Origin of the sequence: Pseudomonas sp. AP42, from assembly GCF_001728935.1 — a bacterium.
Classification (GTDB): domain Bacteria; phylum Pseudomonadota; class Gammaproteobacteria; order Pseudomonadales; family Pseudomonadaceae; genus Aquipseudomonas; species Aquipseudomonas lactis.
In genome coordinates, this window is the sequence record NZ_LYSO01000006.1 from 102,853 (window position 1) to 123,159 (window position 20,307).

A 20,307-nucleotide genomic window follows, 5' to 3' on the forward strand; every position below is an offset into this window, starting at 1 on the left:
TAGCCGGGCGCGCATTTTAGCCTGTCCGTATAGCGTTTCTTAGCATTTATTTCGTATTCATCCAGTCATTTGGCAATAACGCGATCAAAGGTCACAAAAAAGGAACGGTGCAAAACCGCGTCAGTCACTACTTAAGCAACTCGATTTCCCAGGTGCCGTGCCTGGGGTTTTGCTCAAACGAGCCGGGGACCGCTCTGGCCACTTTGAATAAGGAGTTTTGACTGATGAGTACCAAGAAGCCAGCCACCCCGCCCAAGAGTGAACTTGCGGGTACCGATACCTTGGACCGTGGCAATACCAACGCCAAGCTGCAGGCCCTGGAAGAATTCCGCTCTGATGCGACCGGTCAGGCCCTGCGCACCAACCAAGGCGTGAAGATTTCCGATAACCAGAACAGCTTGAAAGTCGGCGCGCGCGGCCCGTCGCTGCTCGAAGACTTCATCATGCGTGAAAAGATCACGCACTTCGACCATGAGCGCATCCCGGAGCGCATCGTGCATGCCCGTGGTACGGGCGCCCATGGCTATTTCCAGAGTTACGGCGACCATTCGACGCTGACCAAGGCAGGTTTCCTGCGCACGCCTGAGCATAAAACCCCAGTATTCGCGCGTTTTTCCACGGTGCAGGGCCCGCGTGGTTCCGGCGACACCGTGCGTGACGTGCGCGGTTTTGCCGTGAAGTTCTTCACCGACGAAGGCAACTTCGACCTGGTGGGCAACAACATGCCGGTGTTCTTCATCCAGGATGCGATCAAATTTCCTGACTTCGTCCACGCGGTGAAACCCGAGCCTCATAACGAAATTCCTACCGGCGGTTCGGCCCACGATACGTTCTGGGATTTTGTTTCGCTGCAACCGGAATCCGCGCACATGGTGATCTGGGCCATGTCCGACCGCGCCATTCCAAAAAGCCTGCGCGCCATGCAGGGCTTTGGGGTGCACACCTTCCGTTTGATCAACACCGAAGGTAAGTCCAGCTTCGTGAAATTCCACTGGCGTCCAACAGTCGGGACCTGCTCGTTGGTATGGGATGAGGCGCAAAAGCTGGCCGGTAAAGACACCGACTACCACCGCCGTGACCTGTGGGAAGCGATTGAAAGCGGCGATTACCCCGAGTGGGAGTTGGGCGTGCAGATCGTGGCCGAAGAAGACGAGCATAAGTTCGATTTCGACTTGCTCGACCCGACCAAGATCATTCCCGAAGAGCTGGTACCGATCACGCCGCTGGGCAAAATGGTGCTCAACCGTAACCCGGACAACTTCTTCGCTGAAGTCGAGCAGGTTGCGTTCTGCCCAGGCCACATCGTGCCGGGCATCGACTTCACCAACGACCCGTTGCTGCAAGGGCGTCTGTTTTCCTACACCGATACCCAGATCAGCCGACTGGGCGGGCCGAACTTTCATGAGATTCCAATCAACCGGCCTGTCGTGCCTTTCCATAACGGCCAGCGCGACGCTCAGCATCGCACTGTGATTGATAAGGGCCGTGCGTCCTACGAACCAAACTCCATTGATGGGGGTTGGCCGAAGGAAACCCCTGCCGGTCCTACCGATGGTGGCTTTGAGTCCTACTACGAGCGCGTCGATGCCAACAAAGTGCGTGAGCGCAGCGAATCCTTCGGTGACCATTTCTCCCAGGCGACGCTGTTCTACAACAGCATGAGCCACCACGAGAAAGAGCACATTATCGCGGCCTACAGCTTTGAGCTCGGCAAGGTGGAGCGCGAGTTCATCCGTGCGCGCCAGGTCAACGAGATCCTGGCCAATATCGACCTGGAGCTGGCCAAGCGTGTTGCGCAGAACCTGGGCTTGCCGGCGCCGACCAAGGGCACGGTGCCTGCCCGTGAAACGTCGCTGAAAGAATCGCCAGCCTTGAGCCAAGTGAACTTGCTATCGGGCGATATCAAAACGCGCAAAGTGGCGATTCTGGCAGCCAACGGCGTTGATGGTGCGGCCATTGACGCGCTAAAAGCCGAGCTGGAAGCTGAAGGCGCCCATGCCAAGTTGCTGGGGCCTACTTCGGCGCCTGTGACCACCGCGCAGGGCAAGACGCTGCCGGTCGACGCCTCGATGGAAGGCATGCCGTCCATTGCCTTCGACGCAGTGTTTATCCCGGGTGGCAAAGAGTCCGTGAAGGCGCTGAGCGGTGATGGCGTGGCGTTGCATTACGTACTGGAAGCCTACAAACACCTGAAGGCGATTGCGGTAGCCAGCGATGTGAAGCCGTTGCTGGACCTGCTGAAACTGGAAGCGGATGCGGGGTTGATCGTGGGCGCGGATGCCAAGGCGTTCAAAGCGTTTTTTGCTGCGATTGCCCAACATCGGGTGTGGGAGCGTGAGCCGAAATCCAAGGCGATTCCGGCTTAACTTATCGGTTGTTTGTTAGGTCGTCATCGCAGGCAAGCCAGCTCCCACACCGTTCAAAGGTGGGCGCTGGCTTGCCTGCGATGCTTTTAGTCCGCCTTGCGCGGAATCAGCACAACCTGCGCCGGAATATGTTTCAGGATCTGCCGGTGAATCTTCAGGTCATACCCCGAATCAATCCGCTTGACCCGCTTGGTCAGTAACGTGGCCAGCCACGGGTAATCCTGGGTGCGTGGCACCTGGATGCTGACGTCGCACTGGTAATTCACCACATCGGTGGCGATTGCATCCAGCTGATGGCGCATATCTTCGACATCCGCCAGGTTCAGCGCCACGGTGGTGCTTGGCGCTGCGGGGTCGATGACCTTGGCGGCGGGCTTGGCTTCAGCGGCTTTCAACGCGGCTTCTGCCTGGTCCAATTCGGCTTTGCGCGCATGGCTGATGGCGCTGTTGACGCCACCCGTCAGCGCAGGGGCCTTGGGCATCAAGGCGCGGGCACGGCTCAGGGCCGTGGCGGCCGCGTTGACATCGCCCTTTTGCAACACGATCTGGCTGCGCTGCAAGTAGGCTTCGGCCAATTGACGCTGGTAGGCCTCAAGTGCCGGGTCATTGGGCGATTGGGCCTGCAGTGCGGCCAACTGGTCTTCGGCGGTGGCCAATTCGCTGCTGGCCAGGTTTTGTTCCAGCTGCGCGATGGCCGCAGCCCGCGGATCCGGAGCCTGGAGGGCGGCGGGCGGCGTACTTTGGCAGGCGCCCAGCAGCAGTGAAAATGCGGCAAGGAGCAGATAACGGGAGGTGAACGGCTTCATTCCTGCGACTCTCTATTTGCGCAAAAAGCGAGCAAGTCTACACCCCTCGACGGGGCAGGACAAAACTCAGCAGAAACAGGGCGGCCGCCGTAACCACAATCGACGGCCCGGCCGGTGTGTCCTTGAACCAGGACAGCGCCAGGCCACCACACACTGCAAGCATCCCCAGGAGGCTGGCGCCAATCGCCATCTGCTCCGGAGAGCGAGCGTGACGTTGGGCGGCGGCGGCTGGAATGATCAGCAGCGACGTGATCAACAATACGCCGACAATCTTCATCGCGACAGCAATCACCACGGCGATGAGCAACATCAGCGCCATACGCAGGCCTGCGACGGGCAAGCCCTCTACCTTGGCCAGTTCTTCATGCACGGTGATCGCCAGCAACGGGCGCCACAGGGTCACCAGCAACACCAGCACCGCAGCGCTGCCGCCGAGTATCCAGGCCAGGTCGGTCGGGCTGATCGCCAGCAGGTCGCCAAACAGGTAGGCCATCAGGTCGATGCGCACTTCATGCATGAAGCTCAGCACCACCAGGCCCAGGGACAAGGTACTGGGCGCAAGGATGCCCAGCAGTGTGTCGGAAGCCAGTGGCTGGCGTTGCTGCAGGGTCACCAGCAGCACCGCCAGCAGCAGGCAGCCGACGGTCACGGCGATGGCCGGGCTTACATCCAGCAGAAAGCCCATGGCCACGCCCAGCAAGGCGGCATGGGACAAGGTGTCGCCGAAATAGGCCATGCGCCGCCAGACCACAAACGAGCCCAGTGGGCCCGCCACCAAAGCCAAAGCCAAGCCTGCCAGCAGGGCGTAGAGCAGAAAATCAGCCATGCTTGCAGCTATCTCCATGAACGTGGGGGGTATCGACGACGGCGCCATGCAGGTCATGGGCGTGGTCATGGTGGTGATGGTAGATCGCCAGGCTCTGGGCGTTCTTGCCGAACAACTCCACGAACGCCGGGTCGCCACTGACTTGTTCCGGGTGGCCGGAGCAGCACACGTGGCGGTTGAGGCAGACCACCTGGTCGGTGGTGCTCATCACCAGGTGCAAGTCGTGGGAGACCATCAGCACGCCGCAACCATGGCGGTCGCGCAGGCGGGTGATCAGGCTGTACAGCTCGGCCTGGCCGGCGACATCGACACCTTGCACGGGCTCATCAAGTACCAGCAGCTCGGGCTCGCGCAGCAAGGCGCGGGCCAGCAGCACGCGCTGCATTTCGCCGCCGGAGATGCTTTGCACCGGGTTGTCGATGACGTGTTCGGCGCCGACTTCCTTAAGCGCAGCCTGGGCGCGGGCGCGGTCTACGCCGGGCACCAGGCGCAGGAAGCGCAATACGGAGAGCGGCAACGTTGGGTCTACATGCAGCTTTTGCGGCATATAACCCACGCGCAGCTTGGGCTTGCGCCAAACCGTGCCGCTGTGGGGCTTGAGCAGCCCGAGTACGGCGCGCACCAGGGTGGTCTTGCCAGCGCCGTTGGGGCCGATCAAGGTCACGATTTGCCCCGGCTCCACGCTCAGTGCGATGTTTTCCAGCACGTTTTGCCCGGCGAACGTGACCCCGACCTGCTCCAGGCGGATTAACGCATTGCTCATCAAACCCCCTGGCAGCCTGCGCACAGGCCGACCACTTCGACCGTTTGCCCATCGACCTTGAAGCCAACGTCGGCAGCGCTTTTGACAATGGCGTCGCTGATGCTTTTTTGTTCAAGCTCAATGGCGGCGTGGCACTCGCGGCAGATCAGGAACTGACCTTGGTGCGCGTGCTCCGGGTGGTTGCAACCGACAAAGGCGTTGAGCGAGGCGATACGGTGCACCAGGCCGTTTTCCAGCAGGAAATCCAGTGCACGGTAAACGGTAGGCGGTGCGGCGCGGCGGCCGTCCTGCTCGCTGAGGACGCCGAGAATGTCGTACGCGCCCAAAGGCTTGTGGCTCTGCCACACCAGCTCCAGCACCCGGCGACGCAAGGCGGTCAGGCGCAAGCCTTTCTTTGCGCACAGGGTGTCGGCCTCTGACAATGCGGTGTGCACGCAGTGAGAGTGGTCGTGGGGACGGCTGGCAAGCGGTGTTTTAGGCATGAGCGGCGACAGATATTTGATAGAGACGTTATTATGTTACCCGTTCCTACGCCATCGAGTGGTCATCGTGTCCCGACTTTTTCCCGTTTTTGTCGTATTTGTCACCAGTTTGTTCGTTGCGGGTGCCGCTCAGGCCGAGGTCAAGGTGCTGACGAGCATCAAGCCGTTGCAGCTAATCGCGGCTGCCGTGCAGGACGGCGTGGCTGTTCCAGAGGTATTGCTGCCGCCGGGGGCGTCGCCACATAACTTTGCTTTGCGCCCATCCGACGTACGGCGCGTGCAGTCGGTCGACCTGCTGTACTGGATTGGGCCGGACATGGAAACGTTTTTGCCGCGTGTGCTCAAAGGCCGTACGGCGGCAACGGTGGCGGTGCAGGACCTGCCGGGCATGAAACTGCGCATTTTCGGCGAAGATAGCCATTCTCATGCCGATGAAGCCGACGAACATGACCACGATCACCGCCCAGGCAGCGTGGATGCGCACCTGTGGCTGTCGACCGTCAATGCGCGCGTGATCGCCGCACGGATGGCGGCCGACCTCAGCGCCGTCGACCCGGCCAATGCCGAGCGTTATCAGAGCAATGCCAAAGCCTTCGAAGAACGCCTGAACGCGCTGGATGCGCGCCTGAAGCAGCGTTTGGCGGGCGTTGATGGCAAGCCTTACTTCGTGTTCCACGAAGCCTTTGATTACTTCGAAGAGGCGTACGGCTTGAAGCATGCGGGCGTGTTCAGCGTAGCCGCCGAAGTACAGCCGGGCGCCCAACACGTAGCGGCGATGCGCGCGCGTTTGCAGGAAGTGGGCAAGACTTGCGTGTTCAGCGAGCCGCCATTGCGACCTCGCTTGGCCGAAACCCTGGTGGCCGGGTTGCCGGTGAAGCTGGCGGAATTAGATGCGTTGGGTGGCTATACCCCGGCGACGGCCCAGGGTTATGAGCAGGTGCTGGAAAAACTCGGCAATGACCTCGCCGGTTGCCTGGAGTCGCTCTAACAGGTAACACAAAACCCCTGTGGGCTTGCTCGCGAATGCGTTGGATCAGTCAATGATGTACTAACTGACAGGCCCCATTCGCGAGCAAGTCCGCTCCCACATTTTTTTGACCGAGTGGGGCTTTTTAGAGTGCGAACGGCAGCTGGACCGTGACCTGCTGACGCTGCGCCAAGCGATGCTCGAACTCAGCCGGGTCATGAATCAACACATCCTGCCCGGCAAATGACTCGGCTGCGATCAGCCGGGACAGCCAGAACCGCACGCACGCCACCCTCAGCATGGTCGGCCATAGCTCGGCTTCCTTCGCGGTAAACGCCCGTAGCCCCGCGTAAGCGCCCAGCAGGGCCCGGGCACGGTGACCGTCAATCACGCCCTCGGCATCCGAGCACCAGTCATTCAAGGCGATAGCCACGTCGTAGAGCATCGGCCCCGAACAGGCGTTGTAGAAGTCGATCAGGCCCGTCAGGTGCGTGCCTTCAAACATCGCGTTATCGCGAAACAGATCGGCGTGCACATTCGCCCGTGGCAGGCCGAGGATGTCGGCCTTGTGGGCTTCGATCTCGGCCAGCGCATCGCGCAACAGGCATTGCTGGGCCTCGTTGAGGTGCGAAATAAGCTGCGCGCCCTCGCTGAGCATCCACTCCAGGCCGCGGTCGGTCTTGCGTTCAAGTACCTTTTCGCCTTGGGTGGCCAGGTGCAGGTGGCCGAGCAGTTCGCCAACCTGGGCACAATGCTGCGCATTGGCCTCCTTGATGTGCTTGCCCGCCAGGCGCGGTTGCAGCAAGGCCGGTTTGCCCTTGAGTTCGCGCAAAGCGATGCCGTCGGTAGTGCGCAGGGCGTACGGCACCGGCAGGTCGGCGTCGTGGAGCACGTCGAGCAGCTCGATGAAGAACGGCATTTCTGCCACCGGGCCACGTTCAACCAGGGTCAGGACGAACTCGCCCTGCTCCAGGCTGATAAAGAAATTGGTGTTTTCGCTGCCAGCGGCAATCCCCTGGAAATCAAGCAGGCGGCCGAGCCCGTAAGGGGCGAGAAAGGTTTCCAGCTCGGGCCGAGCCAGGGGGGTGAACACAGACATGGTTAAAACTGCCGTTACGGGCGCTGCGGTGGGCAGCGCCGGTTAAAATTAAGAAATCATTTCCATTCGAAGATCTTCCATGACGGGATCAGCATATCCGGCTGGTCAGAGCGGATGAAGTTCGCGTCGGTGCCGTCCGCACGTACCAGAAAGTACGGTGGTGCGCCCTTCGGGGTGACTTTGATTGCGTACAGGAAGCCGTTTTGGCGGTATTCCTGGATGGTTTTGTCGCCTTCCGTGCGAATGGTAACTTCCGGGTCTGCCGAAGGGGCATCGTCTGCCGCCATGGCAGCCATCGGAGCGAGTGCAATCAAACCGGTCAACAGCAGGCGATTGAATGTACGCATGATAACCTTGTCCCTTTGTTTTCATTGGTCCGGCTATTCTAGCGCCTGACCCGCCGAAAAGGTTGATCCTGCTCATGAGCCAAGCGCCCCTCGTCCTGGTGGACGGTTCTTCTTATCTGTACCGCGCCTTCCACGCGCTGCCACCGCTGACCACCTCCAAAGGCCTGCCCACCGGTGCGGTCAAGGGCGTGTTGAACATGCTCAAAAGCCTGCGCAAGCAGTACCCGGACAGCCCGTTCGCGGTGGTCTTCGACGCCAAGGGTGGGACGTTTCGCGATGAGATGTACGCCGAATACAAGGCCAACCGCCCGAGCATGCCCGATGACATGCGCCTGCAGATCGAGCCGCTGCATCAAAGCGTGATCGCTCTTGGCTTCCCGTTGCTGTGCGTCGAGGGCGTCGAGGCCGATGACGTGATCGGCACCCTGGCCCGCAGCAGCGCGGCCGCCAGCCGCCCGGTGGTGATCTCGACCGGTGACAAAGACATGGCGCAACTGGTCGACGGCCACATTACCTTGGTCAATACCATGACCGGTAGCTCCATGGACATCGAGGGCGTTAAGGAGAAATTCGGCGTCGCTCCGGAGCAGATCATCGACTATCTGGCGTTGATGGGAGATTCGTCCGACAACATTCCCGGCGTTCCGGGCATTGGCCCCAAGACCGCCTCCGGCTTGCTGGTGGGGGTCAATGGCGGCCTCAAAGAGCTTTATGAGCAGTTGGATATTGTGCCGACCCTGCCTATCCGTGGGGCCAAGACCCTGCCGGCCAAGCTGGAAGAGCATAAAGAGATGGCATTCCTGTCCTATCAGTTGGCGACGATCAAGATCGATGTGCCGCTGGATGTTGGGTTGGATGATTTACACCTGATCGAACCGGACCGCGAAAAGCTGCTTGAGCTGTACACATTGCTGGAGTTCAAGAGCTGGTACGACGAGATCCAGCGCGATACCAAGCGTGTCGAGCTGAAGGCGGCCAATGAAGTTGCGCCCGTCGCGGATGTCGCAGTGGAGGCGGTGGTATCGGTGCCCGTAGAGACGGTTTACACCACCATTCTTGACCAGGCCACGTTCGATCTGTGGCTGAAAAAACTCAACGACGCCAAGCTGTTTGCCTTCGATACCGAAACCACCGGGATCGACGCCCAGCAGGCTCAATTGGTTGGGGTTTCGTTCGCGGTGCAGCCTCATGAGGCGGCGTATATTCCGCTGACGCACGCCTACATCGGTGCGCCGGAGCAGTTGGACCGCGACACCGTGCTGCTGGCCTTGAAACCGTTGCTGGAAGACCCGACCAAACTCAAGGTGGGCCAGCATGCCAAGTTCGACATGAATATCCTGGCCAATTGCGCCATTGGTGGCGACCCTGCCCAGGGCATTACCGTGCGCGGCATCGCCTTCGACACCATGCTCGAATCCTACGTGCTCAACTCCACCGCGACGCGGCACGATATGGACAGCCTGGCGAAGAAGTACCTGGACCACGACACGGTCAGCTTCCAGGACATCGCCGGCAAAGGCGCCAAGCAACTCACGTTCGACCAGATCGCCCTTGAGCAAGCCGGCCCTTACGCGGCCGAAGATGCTGATGTGACCTTGCGCCTGCATCAGTACCTGTACGCGCAACTGGCAGCGATCCCGAGCCTGGCCAGTGTGCTGACGGACATCGAGATCCCGCTGGTGCCGGTGCTGGCCCGCATCGAGCGCCAGGGCGCACTGGTAGACAAGGACCTGCTCGGCATCCAGAGCATCGAGCTGGGTAATAAGATGGTTGAGCTGGAGCGCCAGGCCTACGAGATCGCCGGTGAAGAATTCAACCTGGGTTCGCCCAAGCAGCTTGGGGCGATTCTCTACGAAAAGCTCGGCATGCCGGTGCTGAAAAAAACCGGCAAGGGCCAGGCTTCCACGGCTGAAGAAGTGCTGGCCAAACTGGCCGAAGATGATTTCCCGCTGCCCAAGGTACTCATGCAGTACCGCAGCATGAGCAAACTCAAAAGTACCTATACCGACCGCCTGCCGGAACAGATCAACCCACGTACCGGGCGTATTCATACGTCTTACCATCAGGCCGTGGCGGCGACCGGGCGTTTGTCCTCCAGCGATCCGAACCTGCAGAACATCCCGGTGCGCACCGCCGAGGGGCGTCGCATTCGCCAGGCGTTTGTTGCGCCCAAGGGCTATAAGCTGCTGGCGGCGGACTATTCGCAGATCGAGCTGCGGATCATGGCGCATTTATCCAAGGACGAAGGCTTGATGAACGCCTTCCGCAATGACCTGGACGTGCACACCGCCACGGCGGCCGAAGTGTTCAAGGTTGAGTTGAATGAGGTCACCTCCAACCAGCGCCGCAGCGCCAAGGCGATCAACTTCGGCCTGATTTACGGCATGGGTGCCCAGAAGCTGGGCAAGGACATCGGCGTCGACACCAAGACCGCCAAGGCCTACATCGATGTGTACTTCGCCCGCTACCCAGGGGTTCGCGAATACATGGAGCGCACCCGCGCCCAGGCGGCGGATCAGGGTTATGTCGAAACCTTCTTCGGGCGACGCCTGTACTTGCCGGATATCAACTCCAACAAGCCCCAGGAGCGCGCGGCGGCCGAGCGCACAGCGATCAACGCGCCGATGCAGGGCACGGCGGCGGACATCATCAAGAAAGCCATGGTGCAGGTGGATAACTGGCTGACCGAGTCGGGCCTGGACGCCAAGGTCATCCTTCAGGTGCACGACGAATTGGTGCTGGAGGTGCGCGAAGACCTGGTCGCGCAGGTCAGCGAGAAGATTCGCGAGCATATGAGCGCGGCGGCACAGTTGGACGTGCCTTTGGTGGTGGACGTAGGCGTAGGCGACAACTGGGACGAGGCGCACTGATTCTGCGGTTTCGCCATCACATTGCGCGGTGGCGAGGCGGTTTAGAGCGCAAACCGCGGTCAGTTATTTCCAATAGTTTTTTGAGCCTGTCGGAACTTAACCTGTGAACTGCCACTCAGAGTTACTGAATGGGTGGTGAAGCCCTTCAATGCTCCTATGTTGTGTTAAGTGTTGGCAGATAATTCCGGACCCCGCCCTAGCGGTCCGGAACTTGAACCCCGAACTTCCCCTCCCCAAAAGAAGTCCGGGGTTTTTTTTGCCCGCAGAAAAGTTATTCGGCGATTTCTGCGCCCTTGTCCGCCAATTCCATCCAGCCGGCCAGTACGGTGTAAGCCTCTTCCAAACCCATGCGCTTGGGGGCGGAGAACAGCTGAATGGTGATGGTGTCGCCCCAACCCTTACGGATTTCGGACTGCACTTTGAGCAGGGTGTTCTTGGCTGCACCGTAGGTGAGCTTGTCGGCCTTGGTCAGCAAAATGTGCATCGGCATGCCGCTGGCGACCGCCCAATCGAGCATCAGCAAGTCGAAGTCGGTCATTGGATGACGGATATCCATCATCAGAATCAAACCCTTCAAACTCTCGCGACCGCCCAGGTAAGCCTCGAGGTGACGCTGCCAGTGCAGCTTCAGCGGGATAGGTACTTTTGCATAACCGTAGCCCGGCAGGTCGACCAGACGCCGATCATCGTCTAGCTTGAAGAAATTGAGTAGTTGCGTGCGGCCCGGGGTTTTCGAGGTGCGCGCCAGGCTGGCGTGGGTCAGGGTGTTCAGTGCGCTGGATTTACCGGCGTTGGAGCGGCCGGCAAAGGCGACTTCAAAGCCCTCGTCATCGGGGCATTGGTCCACTTTGGCGGCGCTGAGCATGAAGGTGGACTGTTGGCACAGGCCGAGGATGGGGTTCTTGAGTTGCATGAGATTTCCGATGTGGGCGGTGCCGAGAAAGGGTGCGGCAAGCGGTGTCGTTTCCGTTTCAGTAGCGCCAGTATATAATGCCGCAGATTTTGTGTGTGCTTTGTCCCAGCGAAGGATGAAGTTCACGGGAGCGAAAGACCTTTATTGCGCATTAGAACGCAAAACGCTCTCAAACCCTGAAAAGGTCGATGTATGGACCGACGGTTGCTCGCTTCTGCTGCCCTGATTCCGCTTTACGGCGCTCAGGCTACACAGGATCAACCGAGTTTGCATGGTCAGGCTGACGCAGCACGTGACCCAGGGTTTCAAGGCAATGCCGCCGCGTGGTTTGTGCATGGACTGCAGTACTGAGGATTACCAGGCCGTCACTGATGTGATGGTGAGTAAACCCGGTAGATAACTCTTAAACCCTTAGCCGTAGTTGGATTAGCTGATGAACAAACTGATCGTGAGTCTGCTGTTGACCTTGGGCATCACCAGTGTTGCCCATGCTGCAGGCGACGCTACAGCGGGCCAGGCGAAAGCCGCCGTGTGTGGTGCTTGCCACGGACCGGATGGTAACAGCCCGGCGCCGAATTTCCCCAAGCTGGCCGGCCAGGGTGAGCGTTACCTGACCAAGCAGATGCAGGATATCAAGAGCGGCAAGCGCACGGTGCTGGAAATGACCGGCCTGCTGACTAATCTCAGCGATCAGGACCTGGCGGACCTCGCGGCCTATTTTGCCAGCCAGAAGGGCAGTGTGGGAGCTGCCGATCCTAAATTGGTCGCCCGTGGAGAGCAGTTGTTCCGTGGCGGGAACCTGGAAAAAGGCCTGCCTGCCTGCACCGGTTGCCACTCGCCCAATGGCGCAGGCAACGCTGCTGCCAGCTTCCCGCGCCTGAGCGGCCAGCACGCCACCTACATCGCTAAGCAGTTGACCGACTTTCGCAAAGAAGAAGCCGGCCGGGCCAACGATGGCGACGCGATGACCATGCGCACCATCGCTCGCAAGCTGAGCGACGAAGACATCGCAGCCCTCTCCAGTTATATCCAGGGCCTGCACTGACCGGGCTGGGCGTTAACGCTCGATTAATCCCGCGATGCAAGCATAAAAAGGGTGGCTCAGGCCGCCCTTTTTTGTGGCCGCTGCCGTTACACTAACGAACTCATGTCCGCGTAGACCTGTCACAACAAAGGTCGCGTGAGGCGACTTTATTTGTCCAGGAGTAAAGCATGCGTAATCTGATCCTCAGCGCCGCTCTCGTCACTGCCAGCCTCTTCGGCATGACCGCACAAGCTGCCGATGTGCCGCTTGAAGCCGGTAAAACCTATGCTGAGCTGGCTAACCCGGTTCCCGTTGCAGTACCGGGCAAGATTGAAGTGGTGGAGCTGTTCTGGTACGGCTGCCCGCATTGCTACGCCTTCGAGCCGACTATCAACCCATGGGCTGAAAAGCTGCCCAAGGACGTTAACTTCCGTCGCATTCCTGCCATGTTCGGCGGCCCATGGGACGCCCACGGCCAGCTGTTCCTGACCCTGGAAGCCATGGGTGTTGAGCACAAGGTCCACAACGCCGTCTTCGAAGCGATCCAGAAACAAGGCAAGCGCCTGACCAAGCCGGACGAAATGGCTGACTTCGTTGCCACTCAGGGTGTCGACAAGGACAAGTTCCTGGCGACCTTCAACTCCTTCGCTATCCAGGGCCAGATCAAACAGGCCAAGGAGCTCGCGCAGAAGTACGGCGTGCAAGGCGTTCCAACCCTGATCGTCAACGGCAAATACCGTTTCGACCTGGGCAGCACCGGTGGTCCTGAAGCGACCCTGAACGTTGCTGACCAACTGATTGCCAAAGAACGCGCTGCCAAGTAAGGGGCTCGCCATGCGCCGCTGGGGTACCGAGCGTGTCGTTGGCCTGCATGAACCGCAGGTCAATGAGCATCACCTGGAGTCCACAGGCCTGCCGGCAGATAGCCGCTTGCGCCTGCTCAGCTTCAATATCCAGGTGGGCAACAGTACCGAGAAGTATCGGCACTACCTCACGCGTGGCTGGCAACATCTGCTGCCACACAAGGGGCGTACCGGTAACTTGCAGAAAATCGGCGACCTGCTCAGTGACTTCGACTTGGTCGCCCTGCAGGAAGCCGACGGCGGCAGCCTGCGCTCCGGCTATATCAACCAGGTGGAACACCTGGCTCAGTTGGGTGCTTTTCCGTACTGGTATCAGCAACTCAACCGCAACCTGGGGCGCCTGGCACAGCACAGCAACGGCGTGCTCAGCCGTCTCAAACCCACTGCCATTGAAGATCACCCCTTGCCAGGCCCCAAAGGCCGCGGGGCAATCCTTGTGCGTTTTGGCGAAGGCCCGGAAGCCTTGGTGGTGGTGATGATGCACCTGGCCCTCGGGGGGCGTACGCGCAACCTGCAACTGGCCTACGTGCGTGAATTGATTGGTAACTACAAGCACCAGGTGCTCATGGGTGACATGAACACCCATGCCAACGACCTGCTGCAGAATTCTCCGCTGCGCGACCTGGGGTTACTGGCCCCGCAAGTCGAAGCCACGTTTCCCAGCTGGCGCCCGCAACGCTGTCTGGACCATATCCTGCTCAGCCCAAGCCTCACACTGGAAAGTGTGCAGGTGCTGGCGCAGCCCATTTCCGATCACCTGCCGGTCGCGGTAGAGATTCGTCTGCCGGGCTCGCTCACGGCTGATGCATTACCCGCGTTGAGCCCAGGCCCTCGCGGACCCCTTGCATGAGCGACGACGCCCAGCGCTGGAAAGAGAAGTACCTTCAGAGCATCGAGCAACAAGACAAACTCGAACGCCGCTGGGCTGCCCGCCTCGATTTGCTGCGCCGCGGGCTGGTGCGCAGCACGCTGGCCGCTGAAGGCACCGACCGCGCCGTCGATCAATGCATGAAGGAAATGCGCGATGTCGTGCGCACGGACGACATGGATGCTGCCCTCGCCGCTTTACTGCCGCGTCTGGAAAAGGCCGTGCTGGATTCGGAGCAGCGCCGTGAAACCCGCGTCGACCAGATGAGCACCGCGCTCACCGCCTTGGTCACCCAGTTGCAAAAGCTGCCGCTGCCCCGCGAGGTGGCTCGTCCGCTGAAAACCTTCGCCAAGCAACTCGATGGTCGCGTGGCGCAAGCGCGGGAGATACCCCTGCTACTCAGTGAGCTGAGCAGCCTGCAGGGGCAGGCGCTGAATAATCTGGAGCCGGATGGCGAAACCACACGCCCCGGGCCGGGCCTGTTGCAACGCCTGTTCGGTAGTAAAGAGGCCGCCAGTGAAGCGCCCCCGGTTGACGCTGAGCCGATGCCGGTAGCGCAATTGGCACCGCCAACGCCTGCAGCGCCTAAACCCGCGCCCGAACCGGAAGAACCTGCGCAATCGGAAGAGTTGACCCAAGCCTTGCGTGCCTTTGCGCCTTTGCCACCCTTGAAGCCTGCGCCTGTGGCAGCGGCCGAAGTGCAAGAGGTCGCCAGCGAAACGCCGGTATTCGGCGCTCCAGAGCTGCCGTCGATTGCGGCGCCTGCGCAATTACCTGAACCCGACGTGCAGGCGCCGCCAGTTGCGGAGCCTGCTCACGAAAGCGCACTCGCCGCCTTTATCGAGCCGCCGCCGATTCCAGTTGAAACGCCGGATGAGACCACCATCGGCAGCTTGTCATTACCCCCCGTGCTGGAAAGCCCCGAGCCTGACGAACTGCAACCGGACGGCACCTACGCCCTGCCCGATTCGCCTGAACCGTCTTACAGCTCGGTGGCCAAGCACATTGAAGGCACTTTGCTCGGCCTGCTGGAAGATCTTTCCCTGCCCGAACGTCACCAGCCCCAGGCCGAGGCGATGCGTGAGCGTCTCGCCCACGGCTTGAACTGGTACGAACTGCTGCCGATCCTCGATGACCTGGCGGTGCTGATGCTGGCGATCACCGACAGTGGCCAGCATGAGTTCGAGGCTTATCTCAAGCAGCTCAACGAGCGTCTCGAGGCATTCCAGGGCCATCTGCAGGTCGCCAGCGAGGGCCACGCCGACAGCAGCCTGGCCGCGCGGGAGTTGGACACGCAGATTCGTGAGCAGGTCGACGGCCTGCAAAGCAGCGTGCAGGACGCCGCCGACCTGGACAGCCTCAAGCAGGTGCTCGAAAGCCACCTTGAAGGCTTGCTCGGCACCATGGACGAACACCAGCAGCAGCGTGACCTGCGCGAACAGGAAGTGGCCGCACGTCTAAAAGGCCTGGCTGAACGCGTGGCCCATATGGAGCAGGAGGCCCAGGGCTACCGCGAGCACCTGGAAGTGCAGCGCCAGAAGGCCTTGATCGATCCGCTCACCGGCTTGCCCAACCGTGCGGCGTGGAGCGAACGCCTCGATTACGAAGTCAACGCCTGGCATCAGCGCGGTAACAGCCTGTCGCTGGCCATGCTCGACCTGGACCACTTCAAGCGCATCAACGACGGTTACGGTCACTTGGCTGGGGACAAAGTCTTGAAGATCATCGCCAATGTGCTGAGCAAGCGCCTGCGGCCGACGGACTTCATCGCGCGTTTTGGGGGTGAAGAGTTTGTGCTGCTCATGCCCGACTCGACCTTGGCGGATGCCTTGGCCGTAGGTGAAGTATTGCGTGAGGCCATTGCCGCGTGTCCGTTCCACTTCAAGGGTGAGCCGGTAACGATCACGGTGTCCATGGGCGTGGCGCAGTTTCAACCCGGCGAGCGCAGTGACCTGGCGCTCAAGCGTGCCGATGAAGCGCTCTACAGGGCAAAGGCCGCGGGGCGTAATCAGGTGCAGGCGGCATAAAAGATGTTCCATTTTGTAATTTGACCGCCTGGCCGTGAGTCGTACGTTACACTGTTGCATTATCGTCTTTCAGTGTACTGCCTCTCGCCATGAAATCCTTGTATATCGCTTTAGCGTTTCTTCTGCTCGCCGGCTGCGCCAATGGCCCGCGCCTGAACACCAGCCATCCTTCGGTCAACCACGACAATCGCGTGCAGTTCGTTGTGGTGCATTACACCTCGACCAACCTTGAACGTTCCCTGGCGCTGTTGACCCATGGCCAGGTCAGCAGCCATTACCTGATCGGCGACGACGCCTCCGGCACCATCTACAAGCTGGTGGATGAAAGCCAGCGCGCCTGGCACGCAGGGGAAAGCGAGTGGATGGGGCGCACCTGGCTCAATTCCAGTTCCATCGGTATCGAGATCGTCAACCCAGGGTTCAGCGATACGCCGACGGGGCGTGTGTGGTACCCGTATTCCGAAGCGCAGGTGCAGTCGCTGATCGTGCTGCTCAAGGACATCAGCAAGCGCAACGGCATCGACCCCAAGAACATCATCGGGCACAGCGACATCGCCCCACTGCGCAAGCTGGACCCAGGCCCGTTGTTCCCTTGGAAGCGCTTAGCGGCAGAAGGTCTGGCCGTGTGGCCGGATGCCCAGGCAGTGGCCCGGTTTCAGGTGCAGTACGCCGCGCAGTTGCCGAGCATTACCTGGTTCCAGGAAGAACTGGCGCGCCTGGGCTACCAGACGCCGCAGACCGGCGAGTTGGATGTGGCCACGCGGCATGTCATCGCCGCATTCCAGATGCGTTTCCGCCCGTCATTGTTTGACGGCACCCCGGATGCTGAAAGCGCCGCAATCCTGCGCGCCTTGAATCACCGCTGATGGTGTAAAAATAATAATGTAGGAGCGAGCTTGCTCGCGAAGAACGCATAGACGACGCGGGCTGCCTGACAGCACAGCGTTATCGTTGACGTTTTTCGCGAGCAAGCTCGCTCCTACAGGGGTAATGCCATATAGAACTGCGTACCCTGCCCCGGCCGTGAGTACACACCCATGCGGCCGCCGTGCAATTGCACGATCTCCTTGCACAGTGCCAAGCCCAGGCCCGCACCGCCTTTCTTGCGGCCCACCTGCACAAAGGGTTCGAAGATCCGCCCTTGCTGGCCGTAGGCGATACCTTCGCCGTTATCCTCGACGCTGATAATCACCCGCTCGCCATGGCGTCGTGCTTGCAGGCGGATCTGCCCGCCTTCGGCGGTGTGGCGCAGGGCATTGCCCAGCAGGTTGTCGAGTACCCGCTCCAGTTGCACTTGGTCGGCATATAGCCGTGGCAACTCAGGTTGGGCTTCCACCAGCAACTCAATGTGCTGGGCGTTCGCAGGCTCAGTAAACCGAGCCCGTGCGTGCTCCAGCAAGTCGGTGACGTCGCACGTGCCCAGGGTGAGTTTCTGCAGGCCGTTCTGGTAGCGCGAGAAGTTGAGCAGGTCGTTGATCAACTGCATCAGGCGCTGCATCTCTTCATTGACCGTATCCAGCAGGTCCGCCTCGCGGGAGTCCGGTGGGAACTTGGCCCGCTCACGGAACAAGCCGAAGGCCATGTGCATGCCGGTAACCGGCGTGCGCAGCTCATGGGAGGCGCGCAACACGAACTCGCTGCGCACCCGCTCGAACGCGCGCTGTTCAGTCACGTCATGCAGCACCATCACGGCCCCGAGAATGTGCCCCTGGGTATGGCTGACCGGGGTCAGGCTGTAGGTCAGCAGGCGCAATTCACCCTCGACTTCCACCTCCAGATCATCCGGGGCCCGCTCCAGGTTGCCGCCGCGCAGCACCAGTTGCAGCTGTTCATCCATTTCTGCGCGACCCATGGCTTCGCCAAGGCCTTGGCCGAGCCGCTCCTCATCCCAGCCCAATTGGCGCTGCGCCACAGGGTTGAGGTGCTCCAGGCAGCCTTGGCGATCAATCATCAACAGGCCGTCATCGATACTGTCGAGCACCGCTTGCAGGCGCTGTTGGCCGGCCAGCAGCTCATCGATGTTAGTGGCCTGATGTTGGCGCAACGCTTCAGCCATGATGCCGAAACGGCGGGTCAGCAGGTTCATTTCCGCTGCGGAGGAGATCGGCAGGGTGACTTCGAAATCGCCCTGCCCGATCTTGTCGGCGGCCTTGGCCAGCGCCTCGATGGGGCCACCGAAGCGCCGGGCGATGCCATGGGCCGTGACGAAACCGATGATCAACACCGCGAGCCCTACCAGCCCGAGCAGGCCGGCAATCAACAACGCGCGCTCGCGGGATTTATGCTCGCTGGTACTGATATTTTCCAGCGCCCGCTTGTGATCGGCGATCAGGCCGTTGCGCAATATGTTGAAGGTTTCAGTCAGCTTTTCTTTGCTGCCTGCGGGCGGTGATGCCTGTTGGGATTGGTCAAACGCTTCCAGTAGCTTCTGGTAATCGGAGCGTGCCTGGCTGAAGCCATGATTTTTGCCGTCTATCTGCTCATGGGCGATGCCTTGGTCCAACAGATCGAAATAATGTTGCTTGGAGGCTTGCAGCGCGTCCGGGTCGGGGCGCTTCTCCAGCATCATGATCAACTGGTCGCCCAGGCTCTGACGCAACTTGAGCCCCAGGTCCAGGGTGATGAAGTTACTGCGGATCAGCGATTCCTGGGTCTTGGCCATTTGCATGACACTGACCAAGCCCAGGATCAACCCCAGCAATGCCACGGTGATCAGCGCTGAGATGCTCAGGAATAACCGGGTGCGCAGTTTCATCGCGAGCTTCATAAGGTCCTGTTCAAAGGTTGTACTGCTTGCGTTTGCGGTACAGCGTCGACGCATCGATGCCGAGTGTGCGGGCCGCTTGGTCCAGTGTGTCGCTGGTCGCAAGTACGGCGCCGATATGGGCTTTCTCCAGCTCATCCAGGCTCAAAGCCGCGCCGATACGCGGTGCATTGTTGGCCGGTTGCTCGGCCATCCCCAGGTGGCTGATCTCCACCTTCTCCTGAGGGCAGATGATGCTGGCGCGTTCCACCACGTTACGCAGTTCGCGGATATTGCCGGGCCAGCGATAGTTGAGTAGCGCTTCGCGGGCATTATCACTGAAGCCGCGCGCCGGGCGTGCGTATTCCTTGACGAAGCGGGCAAGGAAGCGGTCAGCCAGGGTCAGGATGTCTTCACTGCGTTCGCGCAGCGGCGGCAAGTGCAAGGTGATGACATTCAAGCGGTAGAGCAAGTCTTCACGGAAGCGGCCATCGCGCACCATGTCTTCCAGGTTCAGGTTGGTGGCTGCGAGGATGCGCACATCGGCGCGGCGGGTGACCGGGTCGCCCACACGCTCATACTCTTTATCTTGAATAAACCGTAGCAACTTGGGTTGCAACGTGAGGGGGAAATCGCCGATCTCGTCGAGAAACAGCGTACCGCCGTCCGCCTGGTTCACTCGGCCCAAGGTGCTTTCGCTGGCGCCGGTGAACGCGCCGCGGCTGTGGCCGAACAGTTCGCTTTCCATCAGCTCTGCGGTCAGAGACGGGCAGTTGATGGTCACGCAGGACTTCTTCGAGCGTTTGCTCCAGCCGTGTATCGCCCGGGCCAACTCACCTTTACCGGTACCGGACTCGCCGAGGATCAAGATGTTGGCGTCTGTCCCGGCCACCTGCCGCGCGGTTTCCAACACCACCATCATTGCCGGGCTATGGGAGTCCAGGCCGTCTTTAGGCTGGCGCACTTCGCCTTCCAGCGCTTCCAGCCGCGCCGAGAGCTGACGCACCTCCAGTTGCTTGGCGGTGGCCAGGCGCAGTTGGTCTGGGCTGCACGGTTTGACCAGGTAGTCGGCGGCGCCAGCCTGGATGGCGTCCACGGCGGTATCCACGGCCGAATGGGCGGTCACAATCACCACGCGCATCCACGGTGCCTGCACCCGCATCTGGGCCAGCACGTCCAGGCCATTGTCCTCGCCCAGGCGCAGGTCGAGGAAGCACAGGTCGAACACCTGACGCTGCATCAGGGCATCGGCCTGAGCGGCACTGTTCGCGGTGGCGACGGTATAGCCTTCATCTTCCAGGCAATAGCGGAAGGTGCGCAGGATCGCAGATTCGTCATCCACT

17 protein-coding genes and 1 pseudogene are annotated in these 20,307 nt (G+C 60.6%); 9 read left to right on the forward strand and 9 right to left on the reverse strand.

Features of this window, described 5'->3' with window-relative positions:
- Positions 1-224: 224 nt before the first annotated feature.
- On the forward strand, positions 225-2,366 hold the full coding sequence (gene katE / locus A7K61_RS04100; RefSeq protein WP_069556971.1) for a catalase HPII: 2,142 nt from the start codon (positions 225-227) through the stop codon (positions 2,364-2,366).
- Between the two features lie 86 nt (positions 2,367-2,452).
- On the opposite strand, the gene A7K61_RS04105 is transcribed toward katE, so the two are convergent.
- The 4 genes from A7K61_RS04105 to zur are packed head-to-tail and all read right to left on the reverse strand — an operon-like array spanning position 2,453 to position 5,243.
- Positions 2,453-3,172, reverse strand: coding sequence for a PA5502 family lipoprotein (locus A7K61_RS04105; protein ID WP_047712806.1), 720 nt, complete (start codon positions 3,170-3,172; stop codon positions 2,453-2,455).
- A gap of 37 nt (positions 3,173-3,209) precedes the next feature.
- Positions 3,210-3,998, reverse strand: coding sequence for a zinc ABC transporter permease subunit ZnuB (gene znuB / locus A7K61_RS04110; RefSeq protein WP_003187359.1), 789 nt, complete (start codon positions 3,996-3,998; stop codon positions 3,210-3,212).
- Entirely contained in the window at positions 3,991-4,761 is a 771-nt protein-coding gene (gene znuC, locus A7K61_RS04115) for a zinc ABC transporter ATP-binding protein ZnuC (protein ID WP_003187361.1), read from the reverse strand. The genes znuB and znuC overlap by 8 nt, the downstream gene beginning before the upstream one ends.
- Positions 4,761-5,243, reverse strand: coding sequence for a zinc uptake transcriptional repressor Zur (zur, locus tag A7K61_RS04120; protein WP_032894315.1), 483 nt, complete (start codon positions 5,241-5,243; stop codon positions 4,761-4,763). The genes znuC and zur overlap by 1 nt, the downstream gene beginning before the upstream one ends.
- Before the next feature lie 58 nt (positions 5,244-5,301).
- Here zur and A7K61_RS04125 point away from each other — a divergent pair, with 58 nt between their 5' ends.
- Complete coding sequence (locus A7K61_RS04125) at positions 5,302-6,231, forward strand: zinc ABC transporter substrate-binding protein (RefSeq protein ID WP_069556972.1); 930 nt, start codon at positions 5,302-5,304, stop codon at positions 6,229-6,231.
- 124 nt (positions 6,232-6,355) lie between these two features.
- Here A7K61_RS04125 and A7K61_RS04130 read toward each other — a convergent pair whose 3' ends face one another.
- Positions 6,356-7,309: a homoserine kinase gene (locus tag A7K61_RS04130; protein ID WP_069556973.1), complete on the reverse strand. Its 954-nt coding sequence runs from the start codon at positions 7,307-7,309 to the stop codon at positions 6,356-6,358.
- A 56-nt stretch (positions 7,310-7,365) separates the two neighbouring features.
- On the reverse strand, positions 7,366-7,656 hold the full coding sequence (locus A7K61_RS04135; RefSeq protein WP_003187366.1) for a DUF2782 domain-containing protein: 291 nt from the start codon (positions 7,654-7,656) through the stop codon (positions 7,366-7,368).
- Between the two features lie 74 nt (positions 7,657-7,730).
- On the opposite strand from A7K61_RS04135, the gene polA reads away from it, so the two are divergent.
- Positions 7,731-10,526, forward strand: coding sequence for a DNA polymerase I (polA, locus tag A7K61_RS04140; RefSeq protein ID WP_069556974.1), 2,796 nt, complete (start codon positions 7,731-7,733; stop codon positions 10,524-10,526).
- A 271-nt stretch (positions 10,527-10,797) separates the two neighbouring features.
- Here polA and yihA read toward each other — a convergent pair whose 3' ends face one another.
- Complete coding sequence (gene yihA, locus A7K61_RS04145) at positions 10,798-11,439, reverse strand: ribosome biogenesis GTP-binding protein YihA/YsxC (RefSeq protein ID WP_003187369.1); 642 nt, start codon at positions 11,437-11,439, stop codon at positions 10,798-10,800.
- A gap of 192 nt (positions 11,440-11,631) precedes the next feature.
- On the opposite strand from yihA, the pseudogene A7K61_RS32125 reads away from it, so the two are divergent.
- The 6 genes and pseudogenes from A7K61_RS32125 (at position 11,632) to A7K61_RS04175 (ending at position 17,087) form a co-directional block, all read left to right on the forward strand.
- Positions 11,632-11,839: pseudogene (locus tag A7K61_RS32125) on the forward strand (cytochrome).
- A 33-nt stretch (positions 11,840-11,872) separates the two neighbouring features.
- On the forward strand, positions 11,873-12,484 hold the full coding sequence (locus A7K61_RS04155) for a cytochrome c (protein WP_032894308.1): 612 nt from the start codon (positions 11,873-11,875) through the stop codon (positions 12,482-12,484).
- A 167-nt stretch (positions 12,485-12,651) separates the two neighbouring features.
- Complete coding sequence (gene dsbA / locus A7K61_RS04160; protein ID WP_069556975.1) at positions 12,652-13,287, forward strand: thiol:disulfide interchange protein DsbA; 636 nt, start codon at positions 12,652-12,654, stop codon at positions 13,285-13,287.
- 10 nt (positions 13,288-13,297) lie between these two features.
- Entirely contained in the window at positions 13,298-14,176 is an 879-nt protein-coding gene (locus A7K61_RS04165) for an endonuclease/exonuclease/phosphatase family protein (protein WP_003187377.1), read from the forward strand.
- Complete coding sequence (locus tag A7K61_RS04170; RefSeq protein WP_047712810.1) at positions 14,173-16,221, forward strand: diguanylate cyclase; 2,049 nt, start codon at positions 14,173-14,175, stop codon at positions 16,219-16,221. The genes A7K61_RS04165 and A7K61_RS04170 overlap by 4 nt, the downstream gene beginning before the upstream one ends.
- An 89-nt stretch (positions 16,222-16,310) precedes the next feature.
- The gene (locus tag A7K61_RS04175) at positions 16,311-17,087 is read left to right on the forward strand and encodes an N-acetylmuramoyl-L-alanine amidase (RefSeq protein WP_003187380.1); all 777 of its coding nucleotides are present in this window, start codon (positions 16,311-16,313) and stop codon (positions 17,085-17,087) included.
- Positions 17,088-17,200: 113 nt separating this feature from the next.
- Here the strand turns inward: A7K61_RS04175 and A7K61_RS04180 are convergent, their stop codons facing one another.
- Together A7K61_RS04180 and algB are read right to left on the reverse strand one after the other, a co-directional pair.
- Entirely contained in the window at positions 17,201-18,988 is a 1,788-nt protein-coding gene (locus A7K61_RS04180) for an ATP-binding protein (protein WP_044270296.1), read from the reverse strand.
- Between the two features lie 10 nt (positions 18,989-18,998).
- A complete protein-coding gene (gene algB / locus A7K61_RS04185; protein WP_256557696.1) occupies positions 18,999-20,306 on the reverse strand; it encodes a sigma-54-dependent response regulator transcription factor AlgB in 1,308 nt (435 codons plus the stop codon).
- Position 20,307: the final 1 nt, after the last annotated feature.

What these genes read in the sequence shown, in the direction of transcription:
- katE (WP_069556971.1), top strand. Translation starts at nt 225, where the DNA reads ATGAGTACCAAGAAGCCAGCCACCCCGCCCAAGAGTGAACTTGCGGGT.
- A7K61_RS04105 (WP_047712806.1), bottom strand. Translation starts at nt 3,172, where the DNA reads ATGAAGCCGTTCACCTCCCGTTATCTGCTCCTTGCCGCATTTTCACTG.
- znuB (WP_003187359.1), bottom strand. Translation starts at nt 3,998, where the DNA reads ATGGCTGATTTTCTGCTCTACGCCCTGCTGGCAGGCTTGGCTTTGGCT.
- znuC (WP_003187361.1), bottom strand. Translation starts at nt 4,761, where the DNA reads ATGAGCAATGCGTTAATCCGCCTGGAGCAGGTCGGGGTCACGTTCGCC.
- zur (WP_032894315.1), bottom strand. Translation starts at nt 5,243, where the DNA reads ATGCCTAAAACACCGCTTGCCAGCCGTCCCCACGACCACTCTCACTGC.
- A7K61_RS04130 (WP_069556973.1), bottom strand. Translation starts at nt 7,309, where the DNA reads ATGTCTGTGTTCACCCCCCTGGCTCGGCCCGAGCTGGAAACCTTTCTC.
- A7K61_RS04135 (WP_003187366.1), bottom strand. Translation starts at nt 7,656, where the DNA reads ATGCGTACATTCAATCGCCTGCTGTTGACCGGTTTGATTGCACTCGCT.
- polA (WP_069556974.1), top strand. Translation starts at nt 7,731, where the DNA reads ATGAGCCAAGCGCCCCTCGTCCTGGTGGACGGTTCTTCTTATCTGTAC.
- yihA (WP_003187369.1), bottom strand. Translation starts at nt 11,439, where the DNA reads ATGCAACTCAAGAACCCCATCCTCGGCCTGTGCCAACAGTCCACCTTC.
- A7K61_RS04155 (WP_032894308.1), top strand. Translation starts at nt 11,873, where the DNA reads ATGAACAAACTGATCGTGAGTCTGCTGTTGACCTTGGGCATCACCAGT.
- dsbA (WP_069556975.1), top strand. Translation starts at nt 12,652, where the DNA reads ATGCGTAATCTGATCCTCAGCGCCGCTCTCGTCACTGCCAGCCTCTTC.
- A7K61_RS04165 (WP_003187377.1), top strand. Translation starts at nt 13,298, where the DNA reads ATGCGCCGCTGGGGTACCGAGCGTGTCGTTGGCCTGCATGAACCGCAG.
- A7K61_RS04170 (WP_047712810.1), top strand. Translation starts at nt 14,173, where the DNA reads ATGAGCGACGACGCCCAGCGCTGGAAAGAGAAGTACCTTCAGAGCATC.
- A7K61_RS04175 (WP_003187380.1), top strand. Translation starts at nt 16,311, where the DNA reads ATGAAATCCTTGTATATCGCTTTAGCGTTTCTTCTGCTCGCCGGCTGC.
- A7K61_RS04180 (WP_044270296.1), bottom strand. Translation starts at nt 18,988, where the DNA reads ATGAAGCTCGCGATGAAACTGCGCACCCGGTTATTCCTGAGCATCTCA.